Here is a 24,649-nt window from a genome sequence, read left to right on the forward strand (position 1 = left end):
CCTCGGTGGTTGCTAGTTCAGGAAAATCCGTTGCAGCATGTGCCAGTCCCGCGGGTGCGCGGCGATCCCGATCGCGAACGCGTCGGCACAGCGCTGGGTCATCTCGGCCGCGGTGTCCGGCTCGATGGTGTCGTGGAAGGTGATGACGAGCTCCGGCCCGTCGTAGTGCAGGGTCGCCGGGATCAGCGGCGCGCCGGTCTTCAGGCTCAGCGCGGCCGGGCCGACCGGCATCCGGGACGGTTGGCCGAAGAACGTGACGGGTACGCCGCGCTCGGACAGGTCCCGGTCGGCTACCAGGCAGACGAAACCGCCCGCACGCAGGCGATCCGCCAGTACGCCGGTGACGTCCTGGTCGCTGCCGGTCAGCGGGAGCACTTCCATGCCGAGCCGTTTGCGGTACTCGATGAAGCGGTCGAACAGAGATTCCGGTTGCAGGCGTTCGGCGACGGTCGACACCGGCATGCCGGTCAGTCCGGCCCAGGCGCCCGCGTGGTCATAGTTGGCCAGGTGTGGCAGCGCGCAGATGACGCCTCGTCCGGCCGCGTGGGCGTCGCGGAGCAGTTTCTCGTTGACCGTGCGTACGCGCCCGACGACCTCCGCGTCGGTCCACTCGGGCAGGCGGAAGGCTTCCTGCCAGTAGCGCAGGTACGAGCGCATGCCCGCGCGGGTGAGGTCGTCCAGCTCGGCGTCGGTGGCGTCCGGGCAGACGATGGCGAGGTTGCCACGCAGCCGCCGTACGCCCCGGCCGTTGCGGCGGTAGGTGCGGTCGGCGGCTTGCCGGAAGAGCCAGCTGACAGTGCTTTCGGGCAGCCTGCGGACCAGGGTCCAGGCGAGCGCGAAAGCCAGGTCGACCGCCCGGTGCCTCAGACCGTCCATCGTCAGTCGGTCTTCGGCTCCGCCGGCGGGGTGTCGAGCCCGGCGTTCGCGGGGTCGGCCAGCACCTGCTTGCGGACCGACAGCGAACGCTGGACGACGGTGATTGTGCTCGCCGCCGCGACGTACCAGATCACCAGCTCGAGCAGGATCGGCAGGTTCAGCAGGTCGGAGAAGAAGGCCAGAATCAGCGTGAAGACCAGCCGGTCGGCCCGCTCGGCCAGCCCGCCGCTCGCCTTCAGCCCGAGGCTCTCCGCCTTGGCTCGCGCGTACGAGGTGACGGCGCCCATCACCAGCGCCCACAGCGTGACGGCGGCCATCAGGGTCGAGTCACCGGCCCGCGAGTTCGCGTAGTACAGCACCAGGCCGCCGTAGATCGCGCCGTCGGCGATCCGGTCCAGCGTCGAGTCGAGGAACGACCCCCACTTCGACGACGTACCCGAGGTCCGGGCCATGTAGCCGTCGATCAGGTCCGAGAAGACGAAACAGGTGATCACCACCACGCCGATCCAGAGCTGACCGCGTGGGAAGAAGATCAGCGCTCCGGCGGACACACCGATGGTGCCGACCAGCGTGACCATGTCGGCACTCACGCCGAGCTTGAGCAGGAGGGTGGCGATCGGCGTGATCACCTTGGTCCAGAACTGCCGGAATCTGTTAAGCATGGCGACGCGATCGTAGTCCAGCCAGATCACCATCCGGTGACAGGCTCCCCGCCGCGGCCAACTTTCCGGTCCAGACCAGCATCCAATCTCCATTCACACAGTGGAGGGGGAACCATGAACACCTGGACCAAGTACTCCGGCCTGCTGGCGGTCGGCGTACTCACGACTGGGCTGCTGCAGGCGACGCCTGCGACGGCGGCCCAGTACACGACGACGGCGACGGCCTGCCGGATCTCGGCCGGCGCGATGACCGCTCAGGGCGACCACCGGATTCAGACCTTCGCCGCGACCAAGCCGATCACCCGGACCGAGAACCGGACGGTCGCGAAAGGCCTCTGGCCGGCCGGACTGGTACGGCTGAGCAGCAGCTGGTTCAAAGGACGCGGCGCCGAGAATCCAGACATCGGCCATCACGGGCTGGTGGTCGACACGCAGAACACCCTGTACGACGGGCAGTACGCGATCACCAGCAACGGCGGGCTGTACCCGCACTGGGAACGGATCGGCGGCGGCTGGGGTGGGTACCGCGCGATCGAGCGATCGCAGGTGCTGCTGTCGCCGACAACCGAGCGGCAGACGGCGTACGGCCTGGCGGGCGACGGCACCTTGCACCGGTGGAACATCACGTCCACCGGCGGCCGGCAGTCCTGGAAGCCGAGCGGGACGGCCGGTGGGTACGCGGGGGTGAAGAGCATGGCGCTGATCAGTCAGACCAAGACGTACGACACGTTCCTGATGAACGGGAAGGACGGCGCGCTGCTGACCGTACACATCCCGACGACATCGCCGATGAAGCCAGTGGTGAAGAAGGTCAGGACCGCCACGTGGCAGGGCTTCGAGGCGATGATGGGCGCCCGGTGCGGCACCAACGGCACGCTGCTACTCGGCATCGACAAGGACACCGGCGCCGGCTACCTGTACGCGGTCGGGCATGGCGCGACCGTGATCCAGGGCCTCGGCAAGGCACCGGGTACGTTCGCCGACCCGGTGCCGTTCGCCTGGCACGAGAACAGCGACCCGAAGCTGTTCGGTGAGTAACTAGGGCCAGGACTTCGCGAGCAGGGCGCGGGTGTCGGACAGCAGTTGCGGCAGGACCTTCGTGTGCGCGATCGCGGGCATGAAGTTGGTGTCACCGGCCCAGCGCGGTACGACGTGCTGGTGCAGGTGCGCGGCGATCCCGGCACCCGCGATCTCGCCCTGGTTCATGCCGATGTTGAAGCCGTGCGCGCCGGAGACGGTGCGTACGGCCTGCATCGCCTGCTGGGTGAGCGTGGCGACATCGGCAACCTCCGCGCCGGACAGCTCGGTGTAGTCGGCCACATGCCGGTACGGCACGACCATCAGGTGACCCGGGTTGTACGGGTAGAGGTTGAGCACCGCGTACGCCGCCTCGCCCCGATGCACGATCAGCGCATCGGCGTCCGGCTGACTCGGAAGCCGGCAGAACGGGCAACCCGATCCCGCCTCGGCGCTGGTCGGCTTGTTCTCACCCTCGATGTACGCCATCCGGTGCGGCGTCCACAACCGCATGAACGGATCCGGCACCCCGACCCCGTCCTGCCGCACCAACTCCTCCGGCTGGTACGGCGAGGCGGGACGGTCTTCGGTCATACCTGGACGCGCTTCTTGACGGCCTCGACGATTTCGGCGACGGCGGCCGCAATCGGTACGCCGTTCTTCTGGGTGCCGTCGCGGTACCGGAACGAGACCGAACCGGCGGCCATGTCCTCGTCACCGGCGATCAGCATGTAGGGCGTCTTGGCCCTCTGCGCGTTCCGGATCTTCTTCTGCATCCGGTCGTCGGAGGCGTCCACCTCGACCCGGATGCCTTCTGCCTTGAGCTGCTTGCCGATCTCGAACAGGTAGTCGACGTGGCCGTCGGTGATCGGGATGCCGATCACCTGGACCGGCGCCAGCCAGGGCGGGAAGGCGCCGGCGTAGTGCTCGGTCAGCACCGCCACGAACCGCTCGATCGAACCGAACAAGGCCCGGTGGATCATCACCGGCCGCTGCCGGGAGCCGTCCGGCGCGGTGTACTCCAGCTCGAACCGCTCCGGCAGGTTGAAGTCCAGCTGGATCGTCGACATCTGCCAGGTCCGGCCGATCGCGTCCTTGGCCTGGACGGAGATCTTCGGGCCGTAGAAGGCCGCGCCGCCCGGATCCGGGACCAGCTCGAGACCGGAGCCCTCGGCAACCTCCCGGAGCGTCTCGGTCGCCTCCTCCCAGACCTCGTCGGAGCCGACGAACTTCTCCGGGTTCTTGGTGGACAGCTCGAGGTAGAAGTCGTCCAGACCGTAGTCGGCGAGCAGACCGAGCACGAACGTCAGCAGGTTCCGCAGCTCGTCGCGCATCTGCTCACGGGTGCAGTAGATGTGCGCGTCGTCCTGCGTGAACCCACGCGCCCGGGTCATCCCGTGCACCACACCGGACTTCTCCAGCCGGTACACGGTGCCGAACTCGAACAGCCGCAGCGGCAGCTCCCGGTACGAACGGCCCCGCGCGGCGAAGATCAGGTTGTGCATCGGGCAGTTCATCGGCTTCAGGTAGTAGTCCTGGCCCTGCTTGCGGATCTGCCCGTCCGCGCCACGCTCCTCGTCCAGGTGCATCGGCGGGTACATGCCGTCGGCGTACCAGTCCAGGTGGCCCGACGTCTCGAACAGCTGGCCCTTGGTGATGTGCGGCGAGTACACGAACTCGTAGTCGTCCTCGACGTGGCGCTGGCGGGAGTAGTCCTCCATCACCTTGCGCAGCACGCCGCCCTTCGGATGGAACACCGCCAGCCCGGAGCCGATCTCGTCCGGGAAGCTGAACAGGTCGAGCTCCGTACCCAGCTTGCGGTGGTCGCGCTTGGCGGCCTCCTCCAGGCGGCTCAGGTACGCCTTCAGCTCGTCCCTGCTCTCCCAGGCGGTGCCGTAGATGCGCTGCAGCTGCGGGTTCTTCTCACTGCCCCGCCAGTACGCCGCGGCGGTCCGCATCAGTTTGAAGTTGCCCAGGTAGCCGGTGGCGGGCACGTGCGGCCCACGGCACAGGTCCTTCCAGGCGACGCTGTCATCGCGGCGGATGTTGTCGTAGATGGTCAGCTCGCCACCGCCGACCTCGACACTCGCGCCCTCGGCCGCGTCCGCCGCGGAGCCCTTGATGCCGATCAGTTCGAGCTTGTAAGGCTCCTTGGCAAGCTCGGTGCGCGCGTCGTCGTCGGAGACCACCCGGCGGCTGAACCGCTGCCGCTCCTTGATGATCTGCTGCATCTTCTTCTCGAGCGTGGTCAGGTCCTCGGGCGTGAACGGGGTCTCGACGTCGAAGTCGTAGTAGAACCCGTTCTCCACCGGCGGGCCGATGCCGAGCTTGGCGTCCGGGAAGACTTCCTGGACCGCCTGCGCGAGGACGTGCGCGGTCGAGTGCCGGATGATCGCCCGGCCGTCCGCCGAGGCGGCCTTGACCGGCTCGATCCGGTCGCCGTCCGCGACCACCCGGGACAGGTCCCGCGGCTCACCGTTGACCCGGGCGGCGATGGCGGAGCGGTCCTGGCCGAAGATCCCGGCGAACAGCTCCCCGATCGTCGTCGTCTCGGTCACACTCCGCTCAGCCTCGCCCTCGACGCCGACCAGCTGGACCTTGACTTCCGACACGTTCACTCCTCAGGTCTCGCCCGGCGGAAATGCCGGTCACGCACAGATGGTATCGACTGACCTGACGAAAGTAGGGGTCGGGACCAGCCGCTCGTCCGATGTGCCGACCTGCTCTCTCTTCATAGGTTCGTTGCTATGAGCGAGCGAAGCGAGGTCATCATCCAACACAGCGTGACTCGTGCCTCATCCGCGCCCGGAGCGAAGCGAGGACGTGGATGAGTTCCGCGATCCTGCACTTCGCCGGGGAACTGATGTCTTCGTGGTGGATCTATCTCGCGCTGTGGGGGTTCGCGGCGCTGGACGGGTTCTTCCCGGCGGTCCCGAGCGAGACTCTCGTCGTCACGGCCGGTGTCTTCGCCGCGTCGACCGGCGAGCCGAACCTGTTCGCGGTGATCGCGGTCGCGGCGATCGGCGCGTTCATCGGCGACCACATCTCGTACGCGCTCGGGCGGGGTGCCGGTGGGCGGATGCTCGACCGGGTGAAACCGGGGACCAAGCGGCACAACGCCGTGATGTGGGCACGTACCGCACTCGCCGAGCGCGGCGGGCTCGTCCTCGTGGTCGCGCGGTACGTGCCTGGTGGCCGGACCGCCGTCACGCTGACGATGGGCTCGGTGCGGTACCCGCTGCGCCGCTTCTCGCCGTACGCCGGCCTCGCGGCGATCAGCTGGGGCGTGTACTGCACGCTGGTCGGCTACATCGGCGGGAAGGCGTTCGAGGACAACCCGTTGAAGGGCGTCATCCTCGGCATCGGCCTCGCCCTCGGCGTGACCCTGGTGGTCGAACTCGTCCGGCACCGCCTGAAGAAGAGTCAACCTAAGGTCGAGCCTGAGCCCGAGATGACCTCATCCCAAGCCTGAGCGAACGACTCCTCCGCCAGCGGTTTCAGGTCAGCCAGGCTGTCGACCAAGCCGGTCAGCGTGAGCTCGGCGCGGATGAACGTGACGTGCTGGACGCCGTGGTTGGTGAAGTACGCCCGCAGGTACGGCGTCTGGTGATCCCAGCCGGCCCGTGGGGTCCCCGCGCCGTAGGCTCCCCCGCTCGCCGTGATCACCACAACCTTGGTGTCGTGGAGTGCTCCACCGGCGAACGCCCCCGGGAAGCTGACCCTGTCGATCCACGCCTTCAGTGCCGCTGGCAGCGAGTAGTTGTACAGCGGCGTCCCGATCAACAACAGCTCGGCCGCTCGTATCTCATCGATCAACGGACGAGTGAGCTGCCACGCCTCCCTCTCAGCCGCTGTCTCCACGAGCTGATCGACTGCCGGCAGCGGAACCGTGCCAAGGCTCTCGGAGCGGCGGCCGAGCTGGCAGTACGCGGTGTCGATCGGGGCGATCGGCTCGGCGGCGAGGTCGCGGTAGCGGTAGTCGGCCGAGCTGTGTGATGCCAGCCAGCGGTCCGCGTACGCGCGGGTCAGCTGCCTGGTCACCGACTCGGCGGTGTCATTTGCACTGCAGTCCAGGTGGAGCACGGTGGTCACCTTCGTTGTCTCGTGGTCGTCAGACTGGGTGACGGCATACGGCGTGGAAAGGTGACCGGTGAGCGACGGACTGATCGAGGCGTTCGAGGCGGAGCGCGGCAAGCTGAAGGCGGTCGCGTACCGGCTGCTCGGATCGCATGCCGAGGCTGAGGACGCGGTGCAGGAGGCGTGGATTCGGCTGCACCGCACCGATGGTGTGGACAACCTCGGCGGCTGGCTGCGCACTGTGGTCACCAGGATCTGCCTGGACGAGCTGCGTGCGCGCAAGATCCGTCCGGAGCAGTTGTCCGGTCCTGAGGAGCTGCAGGAAGTGCCCGCGCTACGTAGTACACCGGAAGACGAGGCGCTGGTCGCGGACTCTGTCAGCCGCGCGCTGCTCGTCGTACTGGACACACTCGAACCGGCAGAGCGGATCGCGTTCGTACTACACGACATGTTCGCCGTACCGTTCGCGCAGATCGCTCCCATCGTGGAGCGGACACCAGTGGCCACCAAGAAGCTGGCCAGCCGCGCGCGGCAGCGCGTACAGGGCACTCCGGCCGTTTCACCAACTGAACTGGCCCGGCAGCGTCGGGTGGTGTCTGCGTTCCTTGACGCGGCCCGGGCAGGCGACCTCGCCGCCGTACTCGCCGTGCTGGCTCCGGATGTCGTACGACGCGTTGACGCGGCCGCACTGGCTCCTGGAATGTCGGCGGAGCTGCGCGGTGCACGGGCAGTCGCAGAAGGGACCGTGCTGCTGTCGAGCCGCTCTCAGCTGGCAGAACTCGCGCTGGTCAACGGCCAGGTCGGACTGGTGCTGGCACCTGGTGGACGGCTGTTCTTGGCTATCTCGTTCACCAGCGAGGCGGACCGGATCACGTCGTACGACGTGGTAGCTGATCCGGACCGCCTCAGCCGGCTGCGGCTTGCTGTTCTCAGCGCGGAGTGTTCAGCGACTTCGTGATCTGCTCGGACACCCTGGCCGCCAGCTCCAGTGCGGCGCGCCGGGTGGCCGGCTGCAGCGCGGAGTGGTCCAGCGGACCTTCGGCGGCGATGTGCATGTCGGTCGGGATGTCCACGACAGCGGCAGCGCGGGAGTCGAAGTACGGCCGGAGCTGCTTCTCGACCTCCTTGTTGACGTCGCCGGGACCGTTCGACACCGCGATCACGGCACGACGGATCAGCCGCTGCGCCTCCGGGCCCTGGTTGTCCAGCTCCTCGAGCATCTGCACGGCCGCGGCGCAGGACAGGCTCTTCCACTTGATCGGGATGACCAGGGCATCGGCCGCCTTCATCGCCTCGCGCCAGTTGCTGGAGCCCTCGTTGTTCCCGGTGTCGATCACCAGGACCTTGTAGAACCGGCTCATCAGGCGGTGGATCTGGTCGAAGTCCTTGGCCTCGATCTGCGCATACGTCGTGGTCGCCGAGGTCAGCACGTCGTACTGGCCCGACACCTGGTGCCGCAGGTACGCCGCGACGTCACCGAGCCGGGCGTCCGGCTGGGTCAGCATCGGCATCGCCTGCAGCATGTCCGTGACGGTGGACCGCGAGTTCGTGTCGTGCGTACGCAGGTGCATGTTGCCGCGCAGCTCGTTGTTGTCCCAGGCGACCACGCCGCCGCCACGGGCCTGGCCGAGCGCACCGGCGAGCAGCAGCGTGGTCGGCGTCTTGCCGGAACCACCCTTCGGGTTCGCCACGACGATCGTCACCGGGCGACGGAACGCGGTCGCCGCGGTTGCACGGGCGATCCGCTCGGAGCGCTCCGAACTGCCCGGGCGTAGCTTCAGTACGCTCCGGACACCCCGCTCAGCCGGAGCCTCCCGCGGCAACGGAAGCGCCTGCAGCAGCTCGTCCGACCGGTACGAAAGGTTCTGCGGCTGCTGATGCTGCTGCCCCGGCACCCCCTGCGGGAAAAACGCCTGCGCCGCCGGCGACAACCCCTGCCCACCAGCCCCGGCCTGCCCGGCCTGCGCGCCTTGCCCGGCTGCACCAGCCGCAGCACCTGAACCAGCCTGTCCGCCTTGCCCAGCCAGACCGCCCTGCCCAGCTTGCGCGTCTTGCCCAGCCAGACGGCCCTGCGTGTCTTGTCCTGCCAGTCCGCTCTGCCCAAGCTGCGCGTCTTGTCCGGCCGGACCGCTCTGCCCGGGCTGCCCGCCATCGCCGGTCAGGCCGCCTTGGCCGGCCTGGGTGTCCTGCCCAGCCAGACCGCCCCGCCCGGACTGACCTGCCTGGCCGCCTTGGCCAGGCTCGCCACCGGCGGGCTGCCCGAACCCCGCATCGTCCGGCCCAAGACCGCCGCCCGCGCCGCCCCCGGTCGAGAACGACGAACCGCCGAACGCAGAGCCACCTGCCCCGTGCTCACCGTCCCCGTCCTCCCCGGCCCGCGCGCCAGCGCCGCCAAGCCCATCGGCCGCCCGCGACAGCGCGTCGTCTTCTTCCTCCGGCTGCGTCCACGACGCGGCAGTGGGGTCCGCGGCGGGCTGCGCCCACGACGCGGTCGGCGCGGCGGGAGCCGGCTGGTTCGGCTGCGTCCACGGTGCCGGCTGATTCACCGGACGGGACCAGTTGGTGTCACCGGAGGAGAAGTCCTCCGACAGCGCGTCGGTCTCGGTGTCCTCGGCGGACTCGGCGTCGGCGTTCGGGTCCGGCTGGGTCCAGGAGGGGGTCGGCTGCCACATTCTCCGGACCTCGGCCGCCGCCGCTTCCCGGTCCTTGTGCTGTCCGGAGTTGTGCGAGTCGGTCACGACCTGGGTCCCCGATTCTGCTAGAGGGGGCGGGTTGGGCCCCTGAGGCTTGCTGGTGGTCCGGAGGGTGAGGTCTCCGGGAGGGTCCACTATCCCATGACCCGGTGTCCTCACAACGTCACCACCCGGAGCGTTTGTTCAGGTCACCAGTCCGGCCTCGTACGCCACGATCGCCGCCTGGACCCGGTTCTTCACACCGAGCCGGAGCAGTACAGCGCTGACGTACGCCTTCACTGTCCCCTCGACCAGATACAACCGTCTCGCGATCTCCCCGTTCGACAACCCCGCTCCGACCAGTCCGAGTACCTCTAGCTCCCGTGGCGTCAGTGCGCTGACCTGCTCCTTCGCGGCAGCAGCCCGTGCCATCGCACCACCGCCTGCACCCGAGCTGAGCTCAGCGATCACTCGTTGCGCGACCCGCGGCGACAGGTACGCGGCACCTTCAGCAACCGCCTTCAGCCCGGCAATCAGCTCCCGCGGATCGCCTGACTTCAACAAGAACCCACTGGCGCCGTCACCGAGGGCTCTGGCGATGTACGCGTCTTCGGAGAAGGTCGTGAGGATGACCACGGCAGTGTCCGGACAGGTACGCCGGATCTCGGCACCGGCTGCCAGACCGTCCATTCGCGGCATCCGGATGTCCAGTACGGCCACATCGGGCCGATGCTTCAGTACCGCGTCAACCGCTTCGGCCCCGTCGGCTGCCTCGGCAACAACGTCGATCTGGTCGTCAGTACCGAGAATCGCGCGCACACCGGCTCGTACCATCGCCTCGTCGTCGGCCAGTACCACCCTGATCATCTGTTTCCTTCCGGCGTCGGTGTGACCGATCCACTCTGTACAACTGCCTTGTCAACCAGTGCGCCGTCCGAGAAGCACAGCCGGTACACGTAGGTGGCGGAGAACGGTGGCGCCGGCCTGTAGTACCTGCAGCTCCACGCGGCCGGCGGTCGCTCGCGCTCCGCTGGCGGATCGACCATCTCCATTCGTGGCAGTACTTTCGCCACGTCAGCCTCCGACTGGCCGACGGTCAGCCCGGCGTACTCGGCCGGTCGCAGGATCGCGCTGTAGCCGGCGATCAGGTAGTAGCCAAGGGCAACCGCCCCAACAGCCGCACCGAGTAGTGCGGGCGCGGCGATCGCAGTGATCAGACCGCGCCGCGCACTCCGTCGTACCGTGGCGCGTTCTACCGCAGCGGTCTGCGGCTCCGGTCGGCCACCGGCACGCGGCATGGTTGCCGTCACCGCGAACCCACTGGGCGTACGCGGTCCAGCAGTGAGCGTGCCTCCGGCCAACCGGACCCGCTCACGCAGACCGGCCAGACCGTGTCCACCGGACGGTGCGTCTACCGAACGCGTCGCACCGCTGTCCAGGACCTCCACCTGTACGGCGTCCTCACGCGAGGTCACGGTGACAGTGACCGCGGCGCCGGGCGCGTGCTTACTCGCATTGGTCAACGCCTCCTGTACTACCCGGTGCACGGCGCGGTCCACCATCGGCGCCAGCTCACCGTCGGCCTCGTCGACCAGCTGCACGGCCAGCCCGGAGGCGGCTGCTCGCTCGACCAGTGCCTGCACTGATTCGTCGTGCGGCATCGTCGGTGCGTCCTGATCACGGAGCACTCCTACGATCTCGCCCAGCCGCTCTGTCGCCATCGCAGCGGACTCCCGCAACTCCCCCGCCGCCCGGCGGTGCTCCTCGGGCAGTGTGGGGTCCAGCTCCAGTGCAGCTGCGCGTAGCGCGATCAGACTCAGCTCATGACCGACGGAGTCGTGCATGTCTTCCGCGATCCTGGACCGCTCGCGCAGCCGTTCCTGACCGATCTCGAGCTGCTGCTCGCGTTCGATCCGCTCCGCCCGCTCCCAGCCCGCAGTAGCCAGTAGGGCCTGCTGCGCCCGGTAGCGCCCGATCAGCCACGGCAGTACAACCAGTAGCAGTGCCAGCAGGAGCATCAGCAGCCACGTCAGTACGGCCTCAGTGGCTTGCGCGTCCTTCCGCATGGTCAGGGAGAGCACCAGCATGCCAACCAACGAGCCGACACAGAGCTGTACGAAGTGCCGGAGCTGTGTCTCCCGCCGTCCGGCCAGATAGCTCAAGAGACTGATCGCTGGAACCAGTGCGATCTGCACACCGCTCGCCGTACCGAGTGCGAACGCCAGAATGATGATTTCGGTCCAGGCGACCAGTACGAGCGCTGCCAGTGGCCATCTACGCCGAGTGACAACCGCAACTGCCAGCACAGCGAGACAGGACGCCCGGAACCAGAACGGGTCCTGCCGCGCGCCGCTCTCCGCGAGTACGAGCAGACTGGCCGCGGCCCACAGACCCACGTCCCCCAGGCGCCGCCACATCATGGCGTAGACGCTACACAGCCGCGGCGACCGCCTCCTACTGCCGAAAGTCAGGTTCGCTCCGGGTCAACCAGCTCGAACGGTACGTACGAGAGGTTCTGCACCGGTTCGTCACGCAGCTGCGCGAGTAGTAGGTCGACCGCTCGGCGTCCCATCTCGGTCTGGTTCTGCCGTACGTGCAGGAACGGCGGTCCGCCGATGGAGTCACCCGGTGAGTCGAAGCAGGCGACCACGCGGTCACCCCCGAGCGCCCGGTCGACCATCCGGGCCAGGTTGTACTCACACGCGAAGTACGCGGTCACCTCCGGGCGGCTGTCGCGGAATGCACGTAGTACATCCATGTCCGCTCGGACGCTGTCCGTGGTGGTTGAGCCGGGGAGAGTGCTTCGCAGGTCAGTCAGCTCGTACGGGTGACCACGCTCGCTGAACGCCGTACGGAAGCCCTCCAGCCGGTCCTCGATGGAGGACGTGTTCACGGGAGGCGGGGAGACAAAGGCGATGTGCTCGTGGCCCTGGTCGAGCAGGCGGGTTGTCAGCGCGCGGGCGGCTGCCACGTTGTCTGTCAGTACGGCTGCCACGGGGATGCCGGACAGGTGGCGGTCCACGAGCACCACCGGGTACCCGTCGAGCACCTGCCGCAGCAGACTGGCGTTGTAGAAGTCACCGTGCACCGGGAAGACGATCAGACCGTCCACAGTCGAGACCAGCGAGTCAACAGCCTTCTCCTCGTCGGACTGGCGTCCATGCGTACGCCGAACGACCAGGTGCGCGCCGTACTCCGCGCAGCGCTCTTCGATGGCGTTGAGCAAGTCCAGCCCGTACGCCTCCGACATGTCCGGGACGATCAGTGCGATCGACCGCGCGTCCCGGCGCGTGCCCGGCCGGAGCGGCACGCTCAGATCGGTCAGGTCAGGCAGCCGGCGTACGACGAACGTGCCTTTGCCACGGATGCGCTCCACCAGCCCGGCCTCGCGCAATACCTCCAGCGCCCGCTTGGACGTGATCCGGCTGACCCCGAACTGCGCCGCCAGCTCCATCTCCGACGGCACCCGGTCCCCCGGCCGCAACGCCCCACGCCGGAGCTGCTCCAGCACATGACCACAAACCCGCTCGTACAGCAGCACCACGCCAGCGGTCCCCTCACGAGTAATCCGGTCAACCCATCCAATCATCCCTCCACGCTCCAGCCGGCTCTCAGCCCTTCGGCTTTTGATCTGGCGGCGGGACCTGTCGGCTGACAACATTCCGGGCATGACCCGCCTGTCGGTGCCTGCTTTTGCCGCTCGGCCCGTGCTGGCCGTGGCTGTAGTCTTCGGTGCCGTGCTGACCGCGCTGTCCGGCCGGTACGGCTACCACCGCGACGAGCTGTACTTCCTGGTCGCCGCACACCATCTCGGCTGGGGGTACATCGACCAGCCGCCGCTGACGCCCCTGATCGCCCGTGTCTCCACCACGCTGTTCGGTGACACCGTGATGGGCCTGCGGGTGCTGTCGACGCTGAGCGCGGTCGTGACAGTCATCGTGGTCGCGCTGATCGCCCGCGAGTTCGGCAGCCACCGGCGTGGACAGGTGCTGGCCGCCGTCTGTGCGGCCGTGTCCGGGTACGTGCTCGGCGTCGGGCACATGGTGTCCACCTCCACGTACGACCTGCTCGCCTGGATGCTGATCGGTCTGTTCGCGGTCAAGCTGCTGCGCACCGGTGACGGGCGCTGGTGGCTCGCGCTCGGCGCTACTGTCGGTATTGCGCTGGAGAACAAGTACCTGGTCGTGCTGCCAGTCGGTGCATTGCTGATCGCGCTCCTGGTCGTCGGACCGCGCGGCGTACTCCGGTCCTGGTGGCTGCTCGCCGGGGTCGCGCTAGCGGGCCTCATCGCGCTGCCGAACGGCCTCTGGCAGTTCCAGCACGACTGGCCGCAACTGAAGGTGGCCGGCGGCATCAGCGAAGACGACGGCACCGAGAACCGCATCATGTTCATCCCACTGCAGATCCTGCAGCTGTCGCCGTTCCTCGTACCCATCTGGATCGCCGGCTTCCTCCGTATCTGGCGCCACCTCCCCTGGGCCCGCTCCATCGCGTTGGCGTACCCGGTGCTGTGCATCGCCGTACTGGCCACCGGCGGCAAGTCGTACTACGCCCTGCCCCTGTTGCTCGTGCTGGTCGCGGCCGGCTGCGAGCCGCTCATCGGCTGGGGCGACCGGCACCGCGTACGGGCTGTGGTCGGGCTGGTCCTGACCGCGCTGACGTCAGCGCTCTTCACGCTCCCTCTTCTACCTGCATCGGCGGCTGATCTCGTCATCCCGGTCAACAAAGAGCAGGGCGAGCAGATCGGCTGGCCGGCGTTCGTGTCGACCGTCGCCGCCGCCTGGGCGAAGGTCCCGCCGTCGGAGCGGTCGACCGCGACACTCTTCGCCGGTAACTACGGCGAGGCCGGGGCCGTGGTGCGCTACGGCGCCTCGTACGGGCTGCCGCAGGTGTACTCCCCGCACATGAGCTTCGCGGACTGGGCCCGCCCACCGGACTCCAACACCGGCCCGGTCCTACTCATCGAACTCGACCGGACCCCTCGCTTCGAGACGTACTTCCGCAACTGCACCCAGGTCGGCAAGATCGACAGCATCGTCTCGAACGACGAGGACGGCACCGCACTGGTCCTGTGCGACGGGCCCACCGAGCCGTGGTCCACGCTGTGGCCGAAGGTCCGCCAGTTCTACTGACCGCCGTACGGCTGGACGATGCTCGACCTGGTTGACATCCCAGCCGGCCTGATCTTCCTCCGCGACGACCGCACCGGCAGACGCTGGCACATCGACCTGCCACCGTTCCGGCTCGCCCGCTACCCGGTCACCCGGCCCGACGGACTGCCCCGTACCGACATCAGCTGGTACGAGTCGATTGCCCTATGCAACCAGCTGTCGAAGGACGCCGGCCTGTCCCCCGCATACACGATCGACGGCGAGGACGTGCACTGGGACACCACGTCCACCGGCTAACGCCTCCCCACCGAAGCCGAATGGCAACACGCCTGCACCGCCGGCACCCCCGCCTGCCGCTACGGCCCCCTGGACGACATCGCCTGGTACGCCACCAACTCCGCCGGCCACCTCCACCCACCCGGCCAGAAACTCCCCAACCCCTTGGGCCTCCACGACATGCTCGGCAACCAATGGGAATGGTGCTGGGACCTCTACGACCCTCACACCTACGGCCCCTACCGAATCTTCCGAGGCGGCGGCCACGCCGACCTCCCCCGCTCCATCGGCTCCACAGTCCGCCGCCGCTCCCACCCCACCCTAAAAATAGAAGACCTAGGCCTCCGCCTGGCCCAATCCATCCCCACCCCCAACACCCCTAACCCCAATCCCCACCAACGCCAGCCTCACGCTCACGCCTGACGCCATTCCCCACGCCAACCGCCGAACGCCTACCCCAACGCCATTCCCCACACCTAACGCCTAACGCCTAACGCCTAACGCCTAACGCCTAACGCCTAACGCCTAACGCCGCGATCATCACCCCCACCCGGCCCCAGCCCAACCACCCTCAACCAGCAGGTGTCCGCGCGTACACCCCGGTGTACGCCACGCGCACCGCCCACGGACCGGAAGCCCGACCACCCCGGCCAACCACAACCAGCAACCACACGCGGGAACCTGACCGCGATGAGCAACCTCCGCGGGAGAGCCGACCGCGACGAGTAACCACTGCCGGAGAGCCGCGCGTGATGGGTAACCACCGCGGGAAGCTGACCGTGGCGCCCAGCCACCGTCTGGGGGGTGCCGAGCGAAGCGAAGGCACGAACGGGGGTGCGGGTGGCGGAGCCCCCGCCCGCGGCAAGCGAAGCGCAGCCGCACAAACGACGAAGGCGAGGCGGCGAGCATCCGTAAGGATGCCGCACACCTCGCCCATCGCCTTCGTGGACGATACTGGGATCGAACCAGTGACCTCTTCCGTGTCAGGGAAGCGCGCTACCGCTGCGCCAATCGTCCAAGCTGTTGGAGCTGATGTAGCTGTTGGAGGTGGAGACGGGATTCGAACCCGTGTACACGGCTTTGCAGGCCGTTGCCTCGCCTCTCGGCCACTCCACCACAGAGGCCGTGCCATCTTCGAGGAAGGTGACTCGCCGAATCCTCTCCGAGCGGACGACCGGGTTCGAACCGGCGACCTCAACCTTGGCAAGGTTGCGCTCTACCAACTGAGCTACGTCCGCATCACTCCGGGCTGTACTTCGTGCTGTCCAACTCGGTGCGAGAGCAGAACAGTAGCGCACTTTTGGCCGGGTTAAAAACCGGATTCCGCAGCACCCGGCGACCCCCACGCCGAGCCTGGAAATCGCCTCTGAAGTCACACTGGTCCCACCCGTTCTGTCCACTCGCCACGCCGCCGTTTCAGCCCTTCAAGGGCACCAGATCGACGTTCTCGAGGTACGCCGGATCGCCTCGGAGTTCGAGCTTCGCGACACGCCCGCCGGCGACCGTGAAAGAGAACACAATCAACGGTTCGCCGCGCCGCATCCAAACCAGGCCAGGGATTCCGTCCACGAGTACGAGCCGGGCGGCCGCGGCCCGGCCGAGGAACATCCGGGCGACGTCGGCGGCACCGGACAGCGTCGTCTCGGTTCCGTACTGCGCGGCGCCGGCGTCGGCGTGCAGGACGATCTCGGGGTCGAGGACTTCGAGCAGCGCGGTGAAGTCGGCGTGGCGGGCGGCGGCGAGGAACGCGTTCACGACTTCTTTCTGCCGGAGCAGGTCGGCGCCGGCCGGTTCGGGCGTACCGCGAACCCGGCGCCGGGCCCGGCTGGCGATCTGCCGCGCGGCGGCCGGTGTCTTGCCGATGATCGGCGCGATGTCGTCGAACGGTACGGCGAACAGATCATGCAGGACGAACGCCAACCGCTCCGCCGGCGTCAGCGTCTCGAGTACGACGAGCAGCGCGAGCCCGACGGAATCGGCCTGTACAGCGGCGAGTTCGGGGTCCGGCGCCACCTCGTCGGCGATCGTCGGCGAGTGGTCGTGCACGGGTCGCTCGGGCCGGACGCGACGGGACCGGAGCATGTCGAGGCAGATCCGCCCGACCACTGTCGTCAGCCAGCCGCCGAGGTTGTCGATGGTGGCGGTCTCGCTGCGGCTGAGCCGTATCCACGCCTCCTGCACCGCGTCCTCCGCTTCGGGCTCGGAGCCGAGGATCCGGTACGCCACGGACCGCAGGTGGCTCCGGTTCGCTTCGAACCGTGTCGCCAGCCAGTCCTCGCCACTCATTTGAACCACTTCCTCCGCATGTCACACTGACCGGCCGAGCGCCGTCATCCGATTGACGGAGTACCGACGCCAGATGTGACACCGGAGGATCAGTTGATGACGGCATCACCGCGCCCGCTGCCAGCACGCAAGCAGGACACGCTGCACCGGCTGGAGCAGGACGTCGACGCCTGGATCTCCACAGCCGCGCCGGACGGCACGCCGTACCTGATGCCGCTCTCGTTCTTGTGGAGTGCCGGGACGCTGTTGCTGTCGACGGCCAGGACCAATCCGACCGGCCGGAACCTGCTGGCCAATCCGGTGCTGCAGCTGACGCTGGGGGAGGTGCGGGACGTCATCCACGTGAGTGGCACTGCCGCTGTGGTCGAGCCGACGGAGGCGGAGGGCGAGGCGTTCGCTGTGAAGGCCGGCTTCGATCCGCGTCCGCTGGCGAACTACCCGTTCTTCCGGGTCACGCCGACGCGCATCATGGCCTGGCGCGAAGTGAACGAGCTGAAGGAGCGCGTACTGATGGATGGCGGCCGTTGGCTGGTGTGACCTCTGTCCTGCGACAGATAGGTGAGTAGGTCGCGGGACAGAGCCGCAGTGCCGAAGTTAGGTCTGCGCACCGATGAGTTGGAGTGTCTGCCGTACCTACGCTTCCGGCGTCATGTACCGACGTAGGAGGCTCGAGATGCGCATCATCGGCACGGCTGTGGTCGCTGGGTTGTCCCTGTTGCTACCAGGGACTGCACCCGCGCAGGCGGACCAGCTGGCGTGGCACAAGTGCAGCACAGGACCGGAGGACGAGGTCGGCACCAGTCTGGACACAGCGGGAGCGCAGTGCGCAGAGCTGCAGGTGCCACTGAACTACTCGGCTCCAAACGGCCGCAAGATCACTCTGGCGATCGCGCGGCGCAGTGCGACCGACACTGCGCACAAGCAGGGCACGCTAGTGGTGAATGTCGGCGGACCGGAGGCGTCGCGGCAGGGCGTGACGTGGTTCCTGGACAAGAACCCGTCGCTGGCCGCCAAGTACGACGTAGTAGGTATCGATCCACGCTTCTTCGGCCGTAGTACGCCGCTGGAGTGTGGCTACCCGACCAATCTGTACCTGCAGAGCGTCCAGTACGGCAGTCCGACCCGGGTGGACTTCCGGAAGAGCACCGCGGTCGCGCGTGACCTGGCCGCGCGATGCGCTCCGTACAAGGACCTGCTGCCGTACGCGTCGACTCGGAACATTGCGCGCGATCTGGATGCCGTACGCGAGCAGCTTGGCGTACCACGGCTCTCGTACTTCGGCGTCTCGTACGGCACGTACCTCGGTGCGGTGTACTTGCAGATGTTCCCGGACCACGCCGATCGTTTCGTACTGGACAGTGCGCACGCACCAGACAACTACGGGCCGAACTGGACCCGCGAGACCGCACCGGCCGATGCAGCCGCGCTGGCGGACTGGGCCGGTTGGGCAGCTCAACGCAACGCGCAGTACCGGCTTGGTACTACCAGAGCTGCGGTACTCGCCGCAGTCGACCGGATCGCAGCAGCCACCAGGCGGGGACCAGTGCAGGTCGGTACGCACCAGGTGACCGCTGCGATGCTGCCTGGTCTGTTGCTGACCGTTGACGACACTGATGCGTCGTACGCCGAGTTCAGCGCCCAGGTACGCGTACTGCGTGATGCTGCTGCCGGACTGGTCGTCACACCGACGCCGTCACAGGAGCAGCGCTTCCAGCTGTACGACCTGACCGATGTGATCCCGGAGTTCAGCTTCAGCGCAAACACCGCCAACCAGTGCGCCGACCGGGCCACCTCCCGCGACCCGGAGACGTACTACCGCGACATCCAGGCACACCGGACAACCGAACCGCTCTACGGCCCGCTGGCTAGGGACATCAACCCCTGCGCGTTCTGGCCGACCAGTCCGGTCGAGCAGCCGACCACCATCGCCAACAGCCGTCCGGCCCTGATCCTGAGCGCCTCCGGCGACCCAGCACTGCCGTACCCCGGCCAGCTAGCCATGCACCATGCCCTACGCGGCTCCCGCCTGATCACCCTCCAAAACAGCTACCGCCACGGCGTCTACGGCGCCTCCCCCTGCGCCGACACCCCCACCAACAACTACCTATCCAACGGCCACCTCCCACCACGAGACCTAACCTGCTGACAACTCATGCTCGGCCGGGACTGACCAGTCCGGACTCATAGGCGAACACCACGGCCTGTACGCGATCCCGCAGCCCGAGCTTCGCCAGCACACTGCTCACATGTGTCTTGACCGTCCCGGCCGACACCGTCAGCCGCTCGGCAATCTCCGCGTTCGACCAACCACGCGCGATCGCCTCTAGTACCTCCCGCTCACGCGCAGTCAGCCCCGCCAGCGCCCGCGCGGAGACCGGGTCAACGGCAGGCGCAACCTGCTGAAGCAACTGATCCAGCAACCGCCGCGTAGTAGACGCAGCAAGCACCGCATCCCCCGCATGCACAGTCCGAATCGCCGCCAGCATGTCCTCCGGCGGCGCATCCTTCAACAAGAACCCACTGGCCCCCGCCCGAACAGCAGCCAACACATACTCATCCAAGTCATAGGTAGTCAACATCAACACAGCCGGCCGCCCCCACCCCAACCCACCCTTCCCACCGTCACCCACATCCAGCCGCCCACCACCCACACCAACATCCAGCCCACCATGACCACCTGCACGGACACCCAGCCCGCCCCAACCGCCAGCACCGGCACCAGCGCCTGGCCCGCCCGGACCGGCGGCACCTGCATCGCCACCACCGCCCTGACCGGCGTCCCGACCACGGGCGCCCGGCCCACCTTGACCGGCACCGCCGCTACCGCCCTGACGAGCGTCCCCGGCACCGCCTTGACCGCCGGCACCGCGTTGACCGCCGGCACCGCCTGGACCGGCGCCGCCGCCACCACTCTGACGAGCATCCCCGGGGTTCGGCTGGGGAAGATACGGCTCGCCCGCCATGATGCGCGCAGTGGCTTGAATCCCATCCAGCTTGGGCATCCGGACATCCATCACAACCACGTCCGGCCGCAACCGCCGTACCGCCTCAACCGCCGCCAGCCCATCACCGGCCTCACCAACCACGGTCAGATCCGGCTGCGAGTCAATCACCATCCGAAACCCGGCCCGCACCATCTCCTGGTCCTCAACCAGCAACACCCGCGTCATGCCGCGATCATGACCCCCCGCCCGCCTCAGACCAACCCCGCCACCCCGCCGACCCCTCAGCCACCGGAACAGTAGCCATCAGCAACCATCCCCCCGCCCCCTGCCGCCGTACCCCAACAGACCCCCCATACACCGCAACCCGCTCCCGCATCCCAACCAACCCATGCCCCCCACCAACCCCAGCCCCCACCTCAACCCCAACTCCCGCCCGGGCCCCCGCCCTTGCTCCCACCTCGGCTCCTGCTCCAGCTGCTACCTCGGCTCTTGCTCCGGCTGCCGCTCCGGTGTCCGCCTCTGCTCCAACTCCCGCCTGCGACCCGCCACCGTCGTCCGCGACCGCAATCTCCACACCCTCCGCAGTCCAGCGAACCGTCACTTCAGCCGTCGCCCCCACCCCGGCATGCTTCATAACGTTCGTAAGCCCCTCCTGCACGATGCGATAAACCGTCAGCCCCAGCCCCGCCTCAACCGGATACGGCGGCTCCTCCACCTCCGCCACCACCGTCCACCCACTAGCCCGGACCTGCTCAATCAACCCACCCAACTCCCCAACCCCAGGCACAGGCCCCACCAGGCGCCCACCATCAGCCCCCACCACACCCCGCGCGCGAGATGCCGGACGTTCACTGCCAGCGCCCACCACACCCGCTGCGGGAGATGCCGGACGGCCGCCGTCGGTGCGCAGTACGCCGAGGATCTGCCGCGTCTCAGCCAGCGCCTCACGTGCGTGTTTGCCGATCGTGCCAAGAGCAGTCATAGCCGGATCATCAGCTGCATGGGTCGACGCGTACCGTCCGCCGTCCGCCTGCGCGATCACCACCGCCAGCGAGTGCGCCACCACGTCGTGCATCTCCCGCGCGATCCGAGCCCGTTCAGCCAGTACGGCGAGCTGGTCGCGCTGCCCACGCTCCACCTCGAGCAACTGCGCCCGCTCGACAGCAGCAACCGCCTGCCCGCGCCGTACCCGCCCCAGCGACCCAACCGCCCACGCCGCCACCACAATGCTCGCGAACAGCCCACCAATCACCAGATGAGCAACTACCGAATCCACTAACCGCGGCCAAGCCACCCCACCAAGCACGGCACCCACCAGCCCAGCCACCAGCCCCGTACGCGCCACCCACACCGCCCCGTACGCAGCAGCCGCATGCACCGCAATCGGCACCGCCACATCAGCCGGCAGCGCCCCCACCGTGTCCCGAACCACCACCCACTGCGCTAGCCCCACCACCCCCACCACAACCAAACAAACCCCCGGCCACCGCCGCCGAACCCCCACCGCCCCCAAAAGCAACACAGAGAACAAGTAGTAGGCACCAGGAGCCCGAACCGCCCACCCAATCCCCAAACTCACCCCCACCAGCACCCCAGCACCTACACCATCAACAACACCCCGATGCGACCCCAACCACCCCTCAACCCGCTCAACCAGCATCCCGCCACTATAAAAGCCACCCACCACCCCAACCCGTTCCAACAGAACGACGCCCCGCCGGCCGACGAAGTGGACCGCGAGGGGAAACCACCGCAGTACGCCACTCCCTCCGAGCACCCCAAAGCCAAGCGAAGGCACGACACACTTGCGACGCTGCCTCGATGTACGGAAGGACGGGTAATGGCCCCCGACCCACACACCTCCCACCTGCCCACCACCCCCGCGCGACACCCAGACGACCAACCACTACCCGTCCGTCAGTACATGGCGGCCATGACACGGAACTGACCGCAACGGGACGCACCACCGGGAGGCCAACCATGGTGAGGAACCATCGCCCGAGAGCTGACCGCGAGGGCAAACCACCGCGGGTAAGCCGACCGCGAGGGTGAACAACCGGCGGAACCCAACCACGACGCAAACCACCGCCGAAATGCCGATCGCGAAGGCAAGACACCGCCGGTGACCCAGCTGGGCTGGCCAACCACCGCCGGAGAGCCAACTGCGCGGGCGAACCACCGCCGGAAACCTAGCCGCGATGCCCGGCCCCAGCAGCCGAGCCAACTGCGCGGGCGAACCACCGCCGGAAACCTAGCCGCGATGCCCAGCCCCAGCAGCCGAGCGAAGCGAAGGCGAACGGGGGTGCGGGTGGCGGAGCCCCCGCCCGCGGCAAGCGAAGCGCAGCCGCACAACACGACGAAAGGCGACCCGCTCCGCGCTCTCCGCGGACACGAGTCGCCATCGACTTTCGTGGGCGATACTGGGTTCGAACCAGTGACCTCTTCGGTGTGAACGAAGCGCGCTACCACTGCGCCAATCGCCCAGCGTGGTGCTGGTGTTTCTGATGTGGTGTTGCGGGTGAAACCATAGCGCATGATGCAGCGACGATCTAATCGGGCCGGGCTACTCTTGGCGCAGGACGGAGATCCCGTCGCGTTGGAGACGTGATTGTGACTTTCTCGCACGACACCGAGCAGGCGCTCGGGACGCTGGTCCGGCTGGTCAACACCATGCCCGGGCCGAACAGCCAGGTCGATTCGCTGGAGGCACTCGAGGAGCTGGAGAAGTTCGTTCACGAGCGGGAGTTCAGCGCGGTCGAGTCGCTGTCGGAGAAGGACCTGGCCGAGGTACGGGATCTGCGGCCGTTGTTCGCGCCGGTGTTCACCACGGAGTCGGATGCGGAAGCGGCGTCGATGATCAACGCGATCATCGCCCGCGGTACGTCGACGCCCCGGCTGACGAACCACGACGGGCACCCGTGGCACATCCACTATTCGCGGGCCGGCGCGTCGCTGGCGTGCCGGATCACGGTGGAGTGCGGGATCGCGCTGGCGCAGGTGATCTCGGCGGGGGAGCGCGAGCGGCTTCGGCGCTGCGAGGCCCCGGACTGTGACGACGCGCTGATCGATCTCTCCCGAAACCGCTCGAAGCGGTACTGCGATGCGCGTACTTGTGGCAACCGTTTGCACGTGGCCGCGTACCGCGAACGCCGCAAGGCTTCCGGCGAGTAGGCGCCGCGGGCGTTTGCACCGCCGCACACCACACGGCGCTGGGCGGAGGCCGGGCGGAGGATGTGGCGACGCTGCGCGGGATCAGGACGTGCGAGCAGCTGGCGCGGCCGATCGCGTCGGCTGGCTCTGGCTTCCGGTTAGCCCTCTCACGGCGGTCGCGCCGGCCACGCCGTTTTCCAGCAAGCCCTCTGACCGGCGATCGCGCTGGATGGTTCGCGGTGTGGGCGAGGTGCCCGGACCGCATCACCGTCGACGACAGCGAGGCCCAGCGGATCCAAGGAAGAGGGCAAACCGATCGCCTTGGTCGTCCGTCCAGGTCTTCGGCCCCGGCCGTGTGTGGTTATGGGTTGGGGTTGGTGGCTGAGCAATCGGTGAAGACTTTGGCTACCTGGGATGTGATGGTGCCGGGGGCCGTCAGGATGCGGGTGTCGGCGCGGTGGATGGCCTGTACGTCGCGGGTGGTGGATGTGAGGAAGATCTCCTCAGCCTCGGCGAGCATTTCCATGGGTACGTCGCGCTCGACGCCGCCGAACCACTCCAGTACGAGACCGCGCGTGACGCCCGCCAGCGCGCCTGAGTCGAGCGTTGGTGTGATCAGCTCGCCGTCGTAGACGCAGAAGATGTTCGAGCCGGTGCCTTCGGCCAGGTTGCCGATCGTGTTCGCGAAGATCGCCTCGCTGCCGCCGCGCTCCTTCGCGTACGCGAGCGCGCGGACGTTCTCCGCGTACGAGGTCGTCTTCAGGCCGGCGACCGCGCTGCGCTCGTTGCGTACCCACGGGACGGTGACGATCGCCGACGTCGCGGCCGGGCGCTGGATCTGCTGGGACGCGATCAGCACCGTCGGGCCGGCGGTGCCGCGGTCCGACGACAGCGGCGACACGCCGCCGGTGTACGTGATCCGCAGCCGCCCGAACGGGATACCCGGGTCGGCCGCGACCACCGCGTCGATGCCGGCCTCGATCGCCGCCACGTCCGGGGTCGGCAGGCCGAGCCCGACCGCCGAGCGGACCAGCCGGTCCAGATGCCGGCGGACCGCGAACGTGCGGCCGTTCTCGAGCTTCAGCGTCTCGAAGACGCCGTCGCCGGTGGTCAGCCCGTGGTCCAGCGGGGAAACCGCCGCCTCGTCGTCGAGCAAGGCGCCGTTCAGCCAGATACGCATGTGGTGCTCCTTCCGCCGAACACCTTAGTGCGCAGGCGATCGGGTACCGCGAGGGTGCCCGCGGGTGGCCTCGCAGGTGACCGGGTGATGACCGTACGTCGACGGCCCGGTGGACCCCGATTTTTGAAGTCGGGCGTCGATGGGCTAATGTTCTTCTCGCGCCGGGGAGACAAAAAACCGGTCGCAACGCGGACGTAGCTCAGTTGGTAGAGCGCAACCTTGCCAAGGTTGAGGTCGCCGGTTCGAACCCGGTCGTCCGCTCGGAGAGGATTCGGCGAGTCACCTTCCTCGAAGATGGCACGGCCTCTGTGGTGGAGTGGCCGAGAGGCGAGGCAACGGCCTGCAAAGCCGTGTACACGGGTTCGAATCCCGTCTCCACCTCCAACAGCTACATCAG

The 24,649-nt window shown here is 67.9% G+C and carries 21 protein-coding genes, 6 tRNA genes and 3 pseudogenes; 11 read left to right on the forward strand and 19 right to left on the reverse strand.

What is annotated here, in order from left to right:
- Positions 1-12 precede the first annotated feature (12 nt).
- Both HDA44_RS09335 and pgsA read right to left on the reverse strand, forming a co-directional pair.
- On the reverse strand, positions 13-876 hold the full coding sequence (locus HDA44_RS09335; RefSeq protein ID WP_184832981.1) for a phosphatidylinositol mannoside acyltransferase: 864 nt from the start codon (positions 874-876) through the stop codon (positions 13-15).
- A gap of 2 nt (positions 877-878) precedes the next feature.
- Complete coding sequence (gene pgsA, locus HDA44_RS09340) at positions 879-1,538, reverse strand: phosphatidylinositol phosphate synthase (protein ID WP_184832982.1); 660 nt, start codon at positions 1,536-1,538, stop codon at positions 879-881.
- Between the two features lie 114 nt (positions 1,539-1,652).
- Between pgsA and HDA44_RS09345 the strand changes: the two genes are divergently transcribed.
- The gene (locus HDA44_RS09345) at positions 1,653-2,576 is read left to right on the forward strand and encodes a hypothetical protein (protein WP_184832983.1); all 924 of its coding nucleotides are present in this window, start codon (positions 1,653-1,655) and stop codon (positions 2,574-2,576) included.
- On the opposite strand, the gene HDA44_RS09350 is transcribed toward HDA44_RS09345, so the two are convergent.
- Complete coding sequence (locus HDA44_RS09350; RefSeq protein WP_184832984.1) at positions 2,577-3,149, reverse strand: HIT family protein; 573 nt, start codon at positions 3,147-3,149, stop codon at positions 2,577-2,579.
- Positions 3,146-5,167 (reverse strand): threonine--tRNA ligase, encoded by a 2,022-nt coding sequence (thrS, locus tag HDA44_RS09355; RefSeq protein ID WP_184832985.1) that lies wholly within the window; start codon positions 5,165-5,167, stop codon positions 3,146-3,148. Before thrS ends, HDA44_RS09350 begins: the two co-directional genes overlap by 4 nt.
- Positions 5,168-5,382: 215 nt before the next feature.
- Between thrS and HDA44_RS09360 the strand changes: the two genes are divergently transcribed.
- Positions 5,383-6,027 carry a DedA family protein gene (locus HDA44_RS09360; protein ID WP_184832987.1) on the forward strand — a complete coding sequence of 215 codons (645 nt, stop codon included), beginning with the start codon at positions 5,383-5,385 and terminating at the stop codon, positions 6,025-6,027.
- On the opposite strand, the gene HDA44_RS09365 is transcribed toward HDA44_RS09360, so the two are convergent.
- The gene (locus HDA44_RS09365) at positions 5,979-6,647 is read right to left on the reverse strand and encodes an NAD(P)H-dependent oxidoreductase (protein WP_184832989.1); all 669 of its coding nucleotides are present in this window, start codon (positions 6,645-6,647) and stop codon (positions 5,979-5,981) included. The genes HDA44_RS09360 and HDA44_RS09365 overlap by 49 nt on opposite strands.
- A gap of 58 nt (positions 6,648-6,705) precedes the next feature.
- Between HDA44_RS09365 and HDA44_RS09370 the strand changes: the two genes are divergently transcribed.
- A complete protein-coding gene (locus HDA44_RS09370) occupies positions 6,706-7,590 on the forward strand; it encodes a sigma-70 family RNA polymerase sigma factor (protein WP_184832991.1) in 885 nt (294 codons plus the stop codon).
- On the opposite strand, the gene HDA44_RS37085 is transcribed toward HDA44_RS09370, so the two are convergent.
- From HDA44_RS37085 to HDA44_RS09390, 4 genes are all read right to left on the reverse strand, one after another.
- Entirely contained in the window at positions 7,562-9,370 is a 1,809-nt protein-coding gene (locus HDA44_RS37085) for a MinD/ParA family ATP-binding protein (RefSeq protein WP_337905782.1), read from the reverse strand. The genes HDA44_RS09370 and HDA44_RS37085 overlap by 29 nt on opposite strands.
- Before the next feature lie 138 nt (positions 9,371-9,508).
- Positions 9,509-10,171, reverse strand: a complete 663-nt coding sequence (locus HDA44_RS09380) for a response regulator (protein ID WP_184832993.1) — start codon at positions 10,169-10,171, stop codon at positions 9,509-9,511.
- The gene (locus HDA44_RS09385; protein ID WP_184832995.1) at positions 10,168-11,724 is read right to left on the reverse strand and encodes a sensor histidine kinase; all 1,557 of its coding nucleotides are present in this window, start codon (positions 11,722-11,724) and stop codon (positions 10,168-10,170) included. Before HDA44_RS09385 ends, HDA44_RS09380 begins: the two co-directional genes overlap by 4 nt.
- Positions 11,725-11,771: 47 nt before the next feature.
- Positions 11,772-12,848: a GntR family transcriptional regulator gene (locus tag HDA44_RS09390; RefSeq protein WP_184832997.1), complete on the reverse strand. Its 1,077-nt coding sequence runs from the start codon at positions 12,846-12,848 to the stop codon at positions 11,772-11,774.
- Between the two features lie 124 nt (positions 12,849-12,972).
- Here HDA44_RS09390 and HDA44_RS09395 point away from each other — a divergent pair, with 124 nt between their 5' ends.
- From HDA44_RS09395 to HDA44_RS37095, 3 genes and pseudogenes are all read left to right on the forward strand, one after another.
- Positions 12,973-14,436 (forward strand): ArnT family glycosyltransferase, encoded by a 1,464-nt coding sequence (locus tag HDA44_RS09395; RefSeq protein ID WP_184832999.1) that lies wholly within the window; start codon positions 12,973-12,975, stop codon positions 14,434-14,436.
- 18 nt (positions 14,437-14,454) lie between these two features.
- Positions 14,455-14,712 (forward strand): hypothetical protein, encoded by a 258-nt coding sequence (locus HDA44_RS37090; RefSeq protein ID WP_238352398.1) that lies wholly within the window; start codon positions 14,455-14,457, stop codon positions 14,710-14,712.
- Positions 14,713-14,724: 12 nt separating this feature from the next.
- Positions 14,725-15,114 (forward strand): annotated as a pseudogene (locus HDA44_RS37095) (formylglycine-generating enzyme family protein); the annotation flags it as partial.
- A gap of 522 nt (positions 15,115-15,636) precedes the next feature.
- On the opposite strand, the gene HDA44_RS09405 reads toward HDA44_RS37095, so the two are convergent.
- From HDA44_RS09405 to HDA44_RS09420, 4 genes are all read right to left on the reverse strand, one after another.
- Positions 15,637-15,708, reverse strand: a tRNA-Val gene (locus HDA44_RS09405).
- Between the two features lie 25 nt (positions 15,709-15,733).
- A tRNA-Cys gene (locus HDA44_RS09410) sits at positions 15,734-15,807 on the reverse strand.
- A gap of 49 nt (positions 15,808-15,856) precedes the next feature.
- Positions 15,857-15,929: transfer RNA gene (locus HDA44_RS09415), tRNA-Gly, on the reverse strand.
- A gap of 178 nt (positions 15,930-16,107) precedes the next feature.
- On the reverse strand, positions 16,108-16,977 hold the full coding sequence (locus HDA44_RS09420) for a sigma-70 family RNA polymerase sigma factor (RefSeq protein ID WP_184833001.1): 870 nt from the start codon (positions 16,975-16,977) through the stop codon (positions 16,108-16,110).
- Positions 16,978-17,073: 96 nt separating this feature from the next.
- Between HDA44_RS09420 and HDA44_RS09425 the strand changes: the two genes are divergently transcribed.
- Positions 17,074-17,514 carry a pyridoxamine 5'-phosphate oxidase family protein gene (locus HDA44_RS09425; protein ID WP_184833003.1) on the forward strand — a complete coding sequence of 147 codons (441 nt, stop codon included), beginning with the start codon at positions 17,074-17,076 and terminating at the stop codon, positions 17,512-17,514.
- 136 nt (positions 17,515-17,650) lie between these two features.
- Entirely contained in the window at positions 17,651-19,123 is a 1,473-nt protein-coding gene (locus HDA44_RS09430) for an alpha/beta hydrolase (protein WP_202887284.1), read from the forward strand.
- A 4-nt stretch (positions 19,124-19,127) separates the two neighbouring features.
- On the opposite strand, the pseudogene HDA44_RS09435 reads toward HDA44_RS09430, so the two are convergent.
- From HDA44_RS09435 to HDA44_RS09455, 5 genes and pseudogenes are all read right to left on the reverse strand, one after another.
- Positions 19,128-19,562: pseudogene (locus HDA44_RS09435) on the reverse strand (LuxR C-terminal-related transcriptional regulator); the annotation flags it as partial.
- Positions 19,556-19,888, reverse strand: coding sequence for a hypothetical protein (locus tag HDA44_RS09440; protein WP_184844895.1), 333 nt, complete (start codon positions 19,886-19,888; stop codon positions 19,556-19,558). The gene HDA44_RS09440 and the pseudogene HDA44_RS09435, both read right to left, overlap by 7 nt.
- Before the next feature lie 37 nt (positions 19,889-19,925).
- A pseudogene (locus HDA44_RS09445) lies at positions 19,926-20,147 on the reverse strand (response regulator); the annotation flags it as partial.
- Positions 20,148-20,154: 7 nt separating this feature from the next.
- Positions 20,155-21,582: a sensor histidine kinase gene (locus tag HDA44_RS38845; RefSeq protein WP_202887285.1), complete on the reverse strand. Its 1,428-nt coding sequence runs from the start codon at positions 21,580-21,582 to the stop codon at positions 20,155-20,157.
- A gap of 751 nt (positions 21,583-22,333) precedes the next feature.
- Positions 22,334-22,405: transfer RNA gene (locus HDA44_RS09455), tRNA-Val, on the reverse strand.
- A gap of 127 nt (positions 22,406-22,532) precedes the next feature.
- On the opposite strand from HDA44_RS09455, the gene HDA44_RS09460 reads away from it, so the two are divergent.
- Positions 22,533-23,093 (forward strand): CGNR zinc finger domain-containing protein, encoded by a 561-nt coding sequence (locus HDA44_RS09460; RefSeq protein WP_184833007.1) that lies wholly within the window; start codon positions 22,533-22,535, stop codon positions 23,091-23,093.
- Positions 23,094-23,433: 340 nt separating this feature from the next.
- Here the strand turns inward: HDA44_RS09460 and HDA44_RS09465 are convergent, their stop codons facing one another.
- Complete coding sequence (locus HDA44_RS09465) at positions 23,434-24,252, reverse strand: aminotransferase class IV (protein WP_184833009.1); 819 nt, start codon at positions 24,250-24,252, stop codon at positions 23,434-23,436.
- Positions 24,253-24,440: 188 nt separating this feature from the next.
- Here HDA44_RS09465 and HDA44_RS09470 point away from each other — a divergent pair.
- Together HDA44_RS09470 and HDA44_RS09475 are read left to right on the forward strand one after the other, a co-directional pair.
- Positions 24,441-24,513 (forward strand) — tRNA-Gly (locus HDA44_RS09470).
- 49 nt (positions 24,514-24,562) lie between these two features.
- Positions 24,563-24,636: transfer RNA gene (locus HDA44_RS09475), tRNA-Cys, on the forward strand.
- The last annotated feature ends 13 nt before the right edge of the window (positions 24,637-24,649 follow it).

The organism is Kribbella solani, assembly GCF_014205295.1.
GTDB lineage: Bacteria > Actinomycetota > Actinomycetes > Propionibacteriales > Kribbellaceae > Kribbella > Kribbella solani.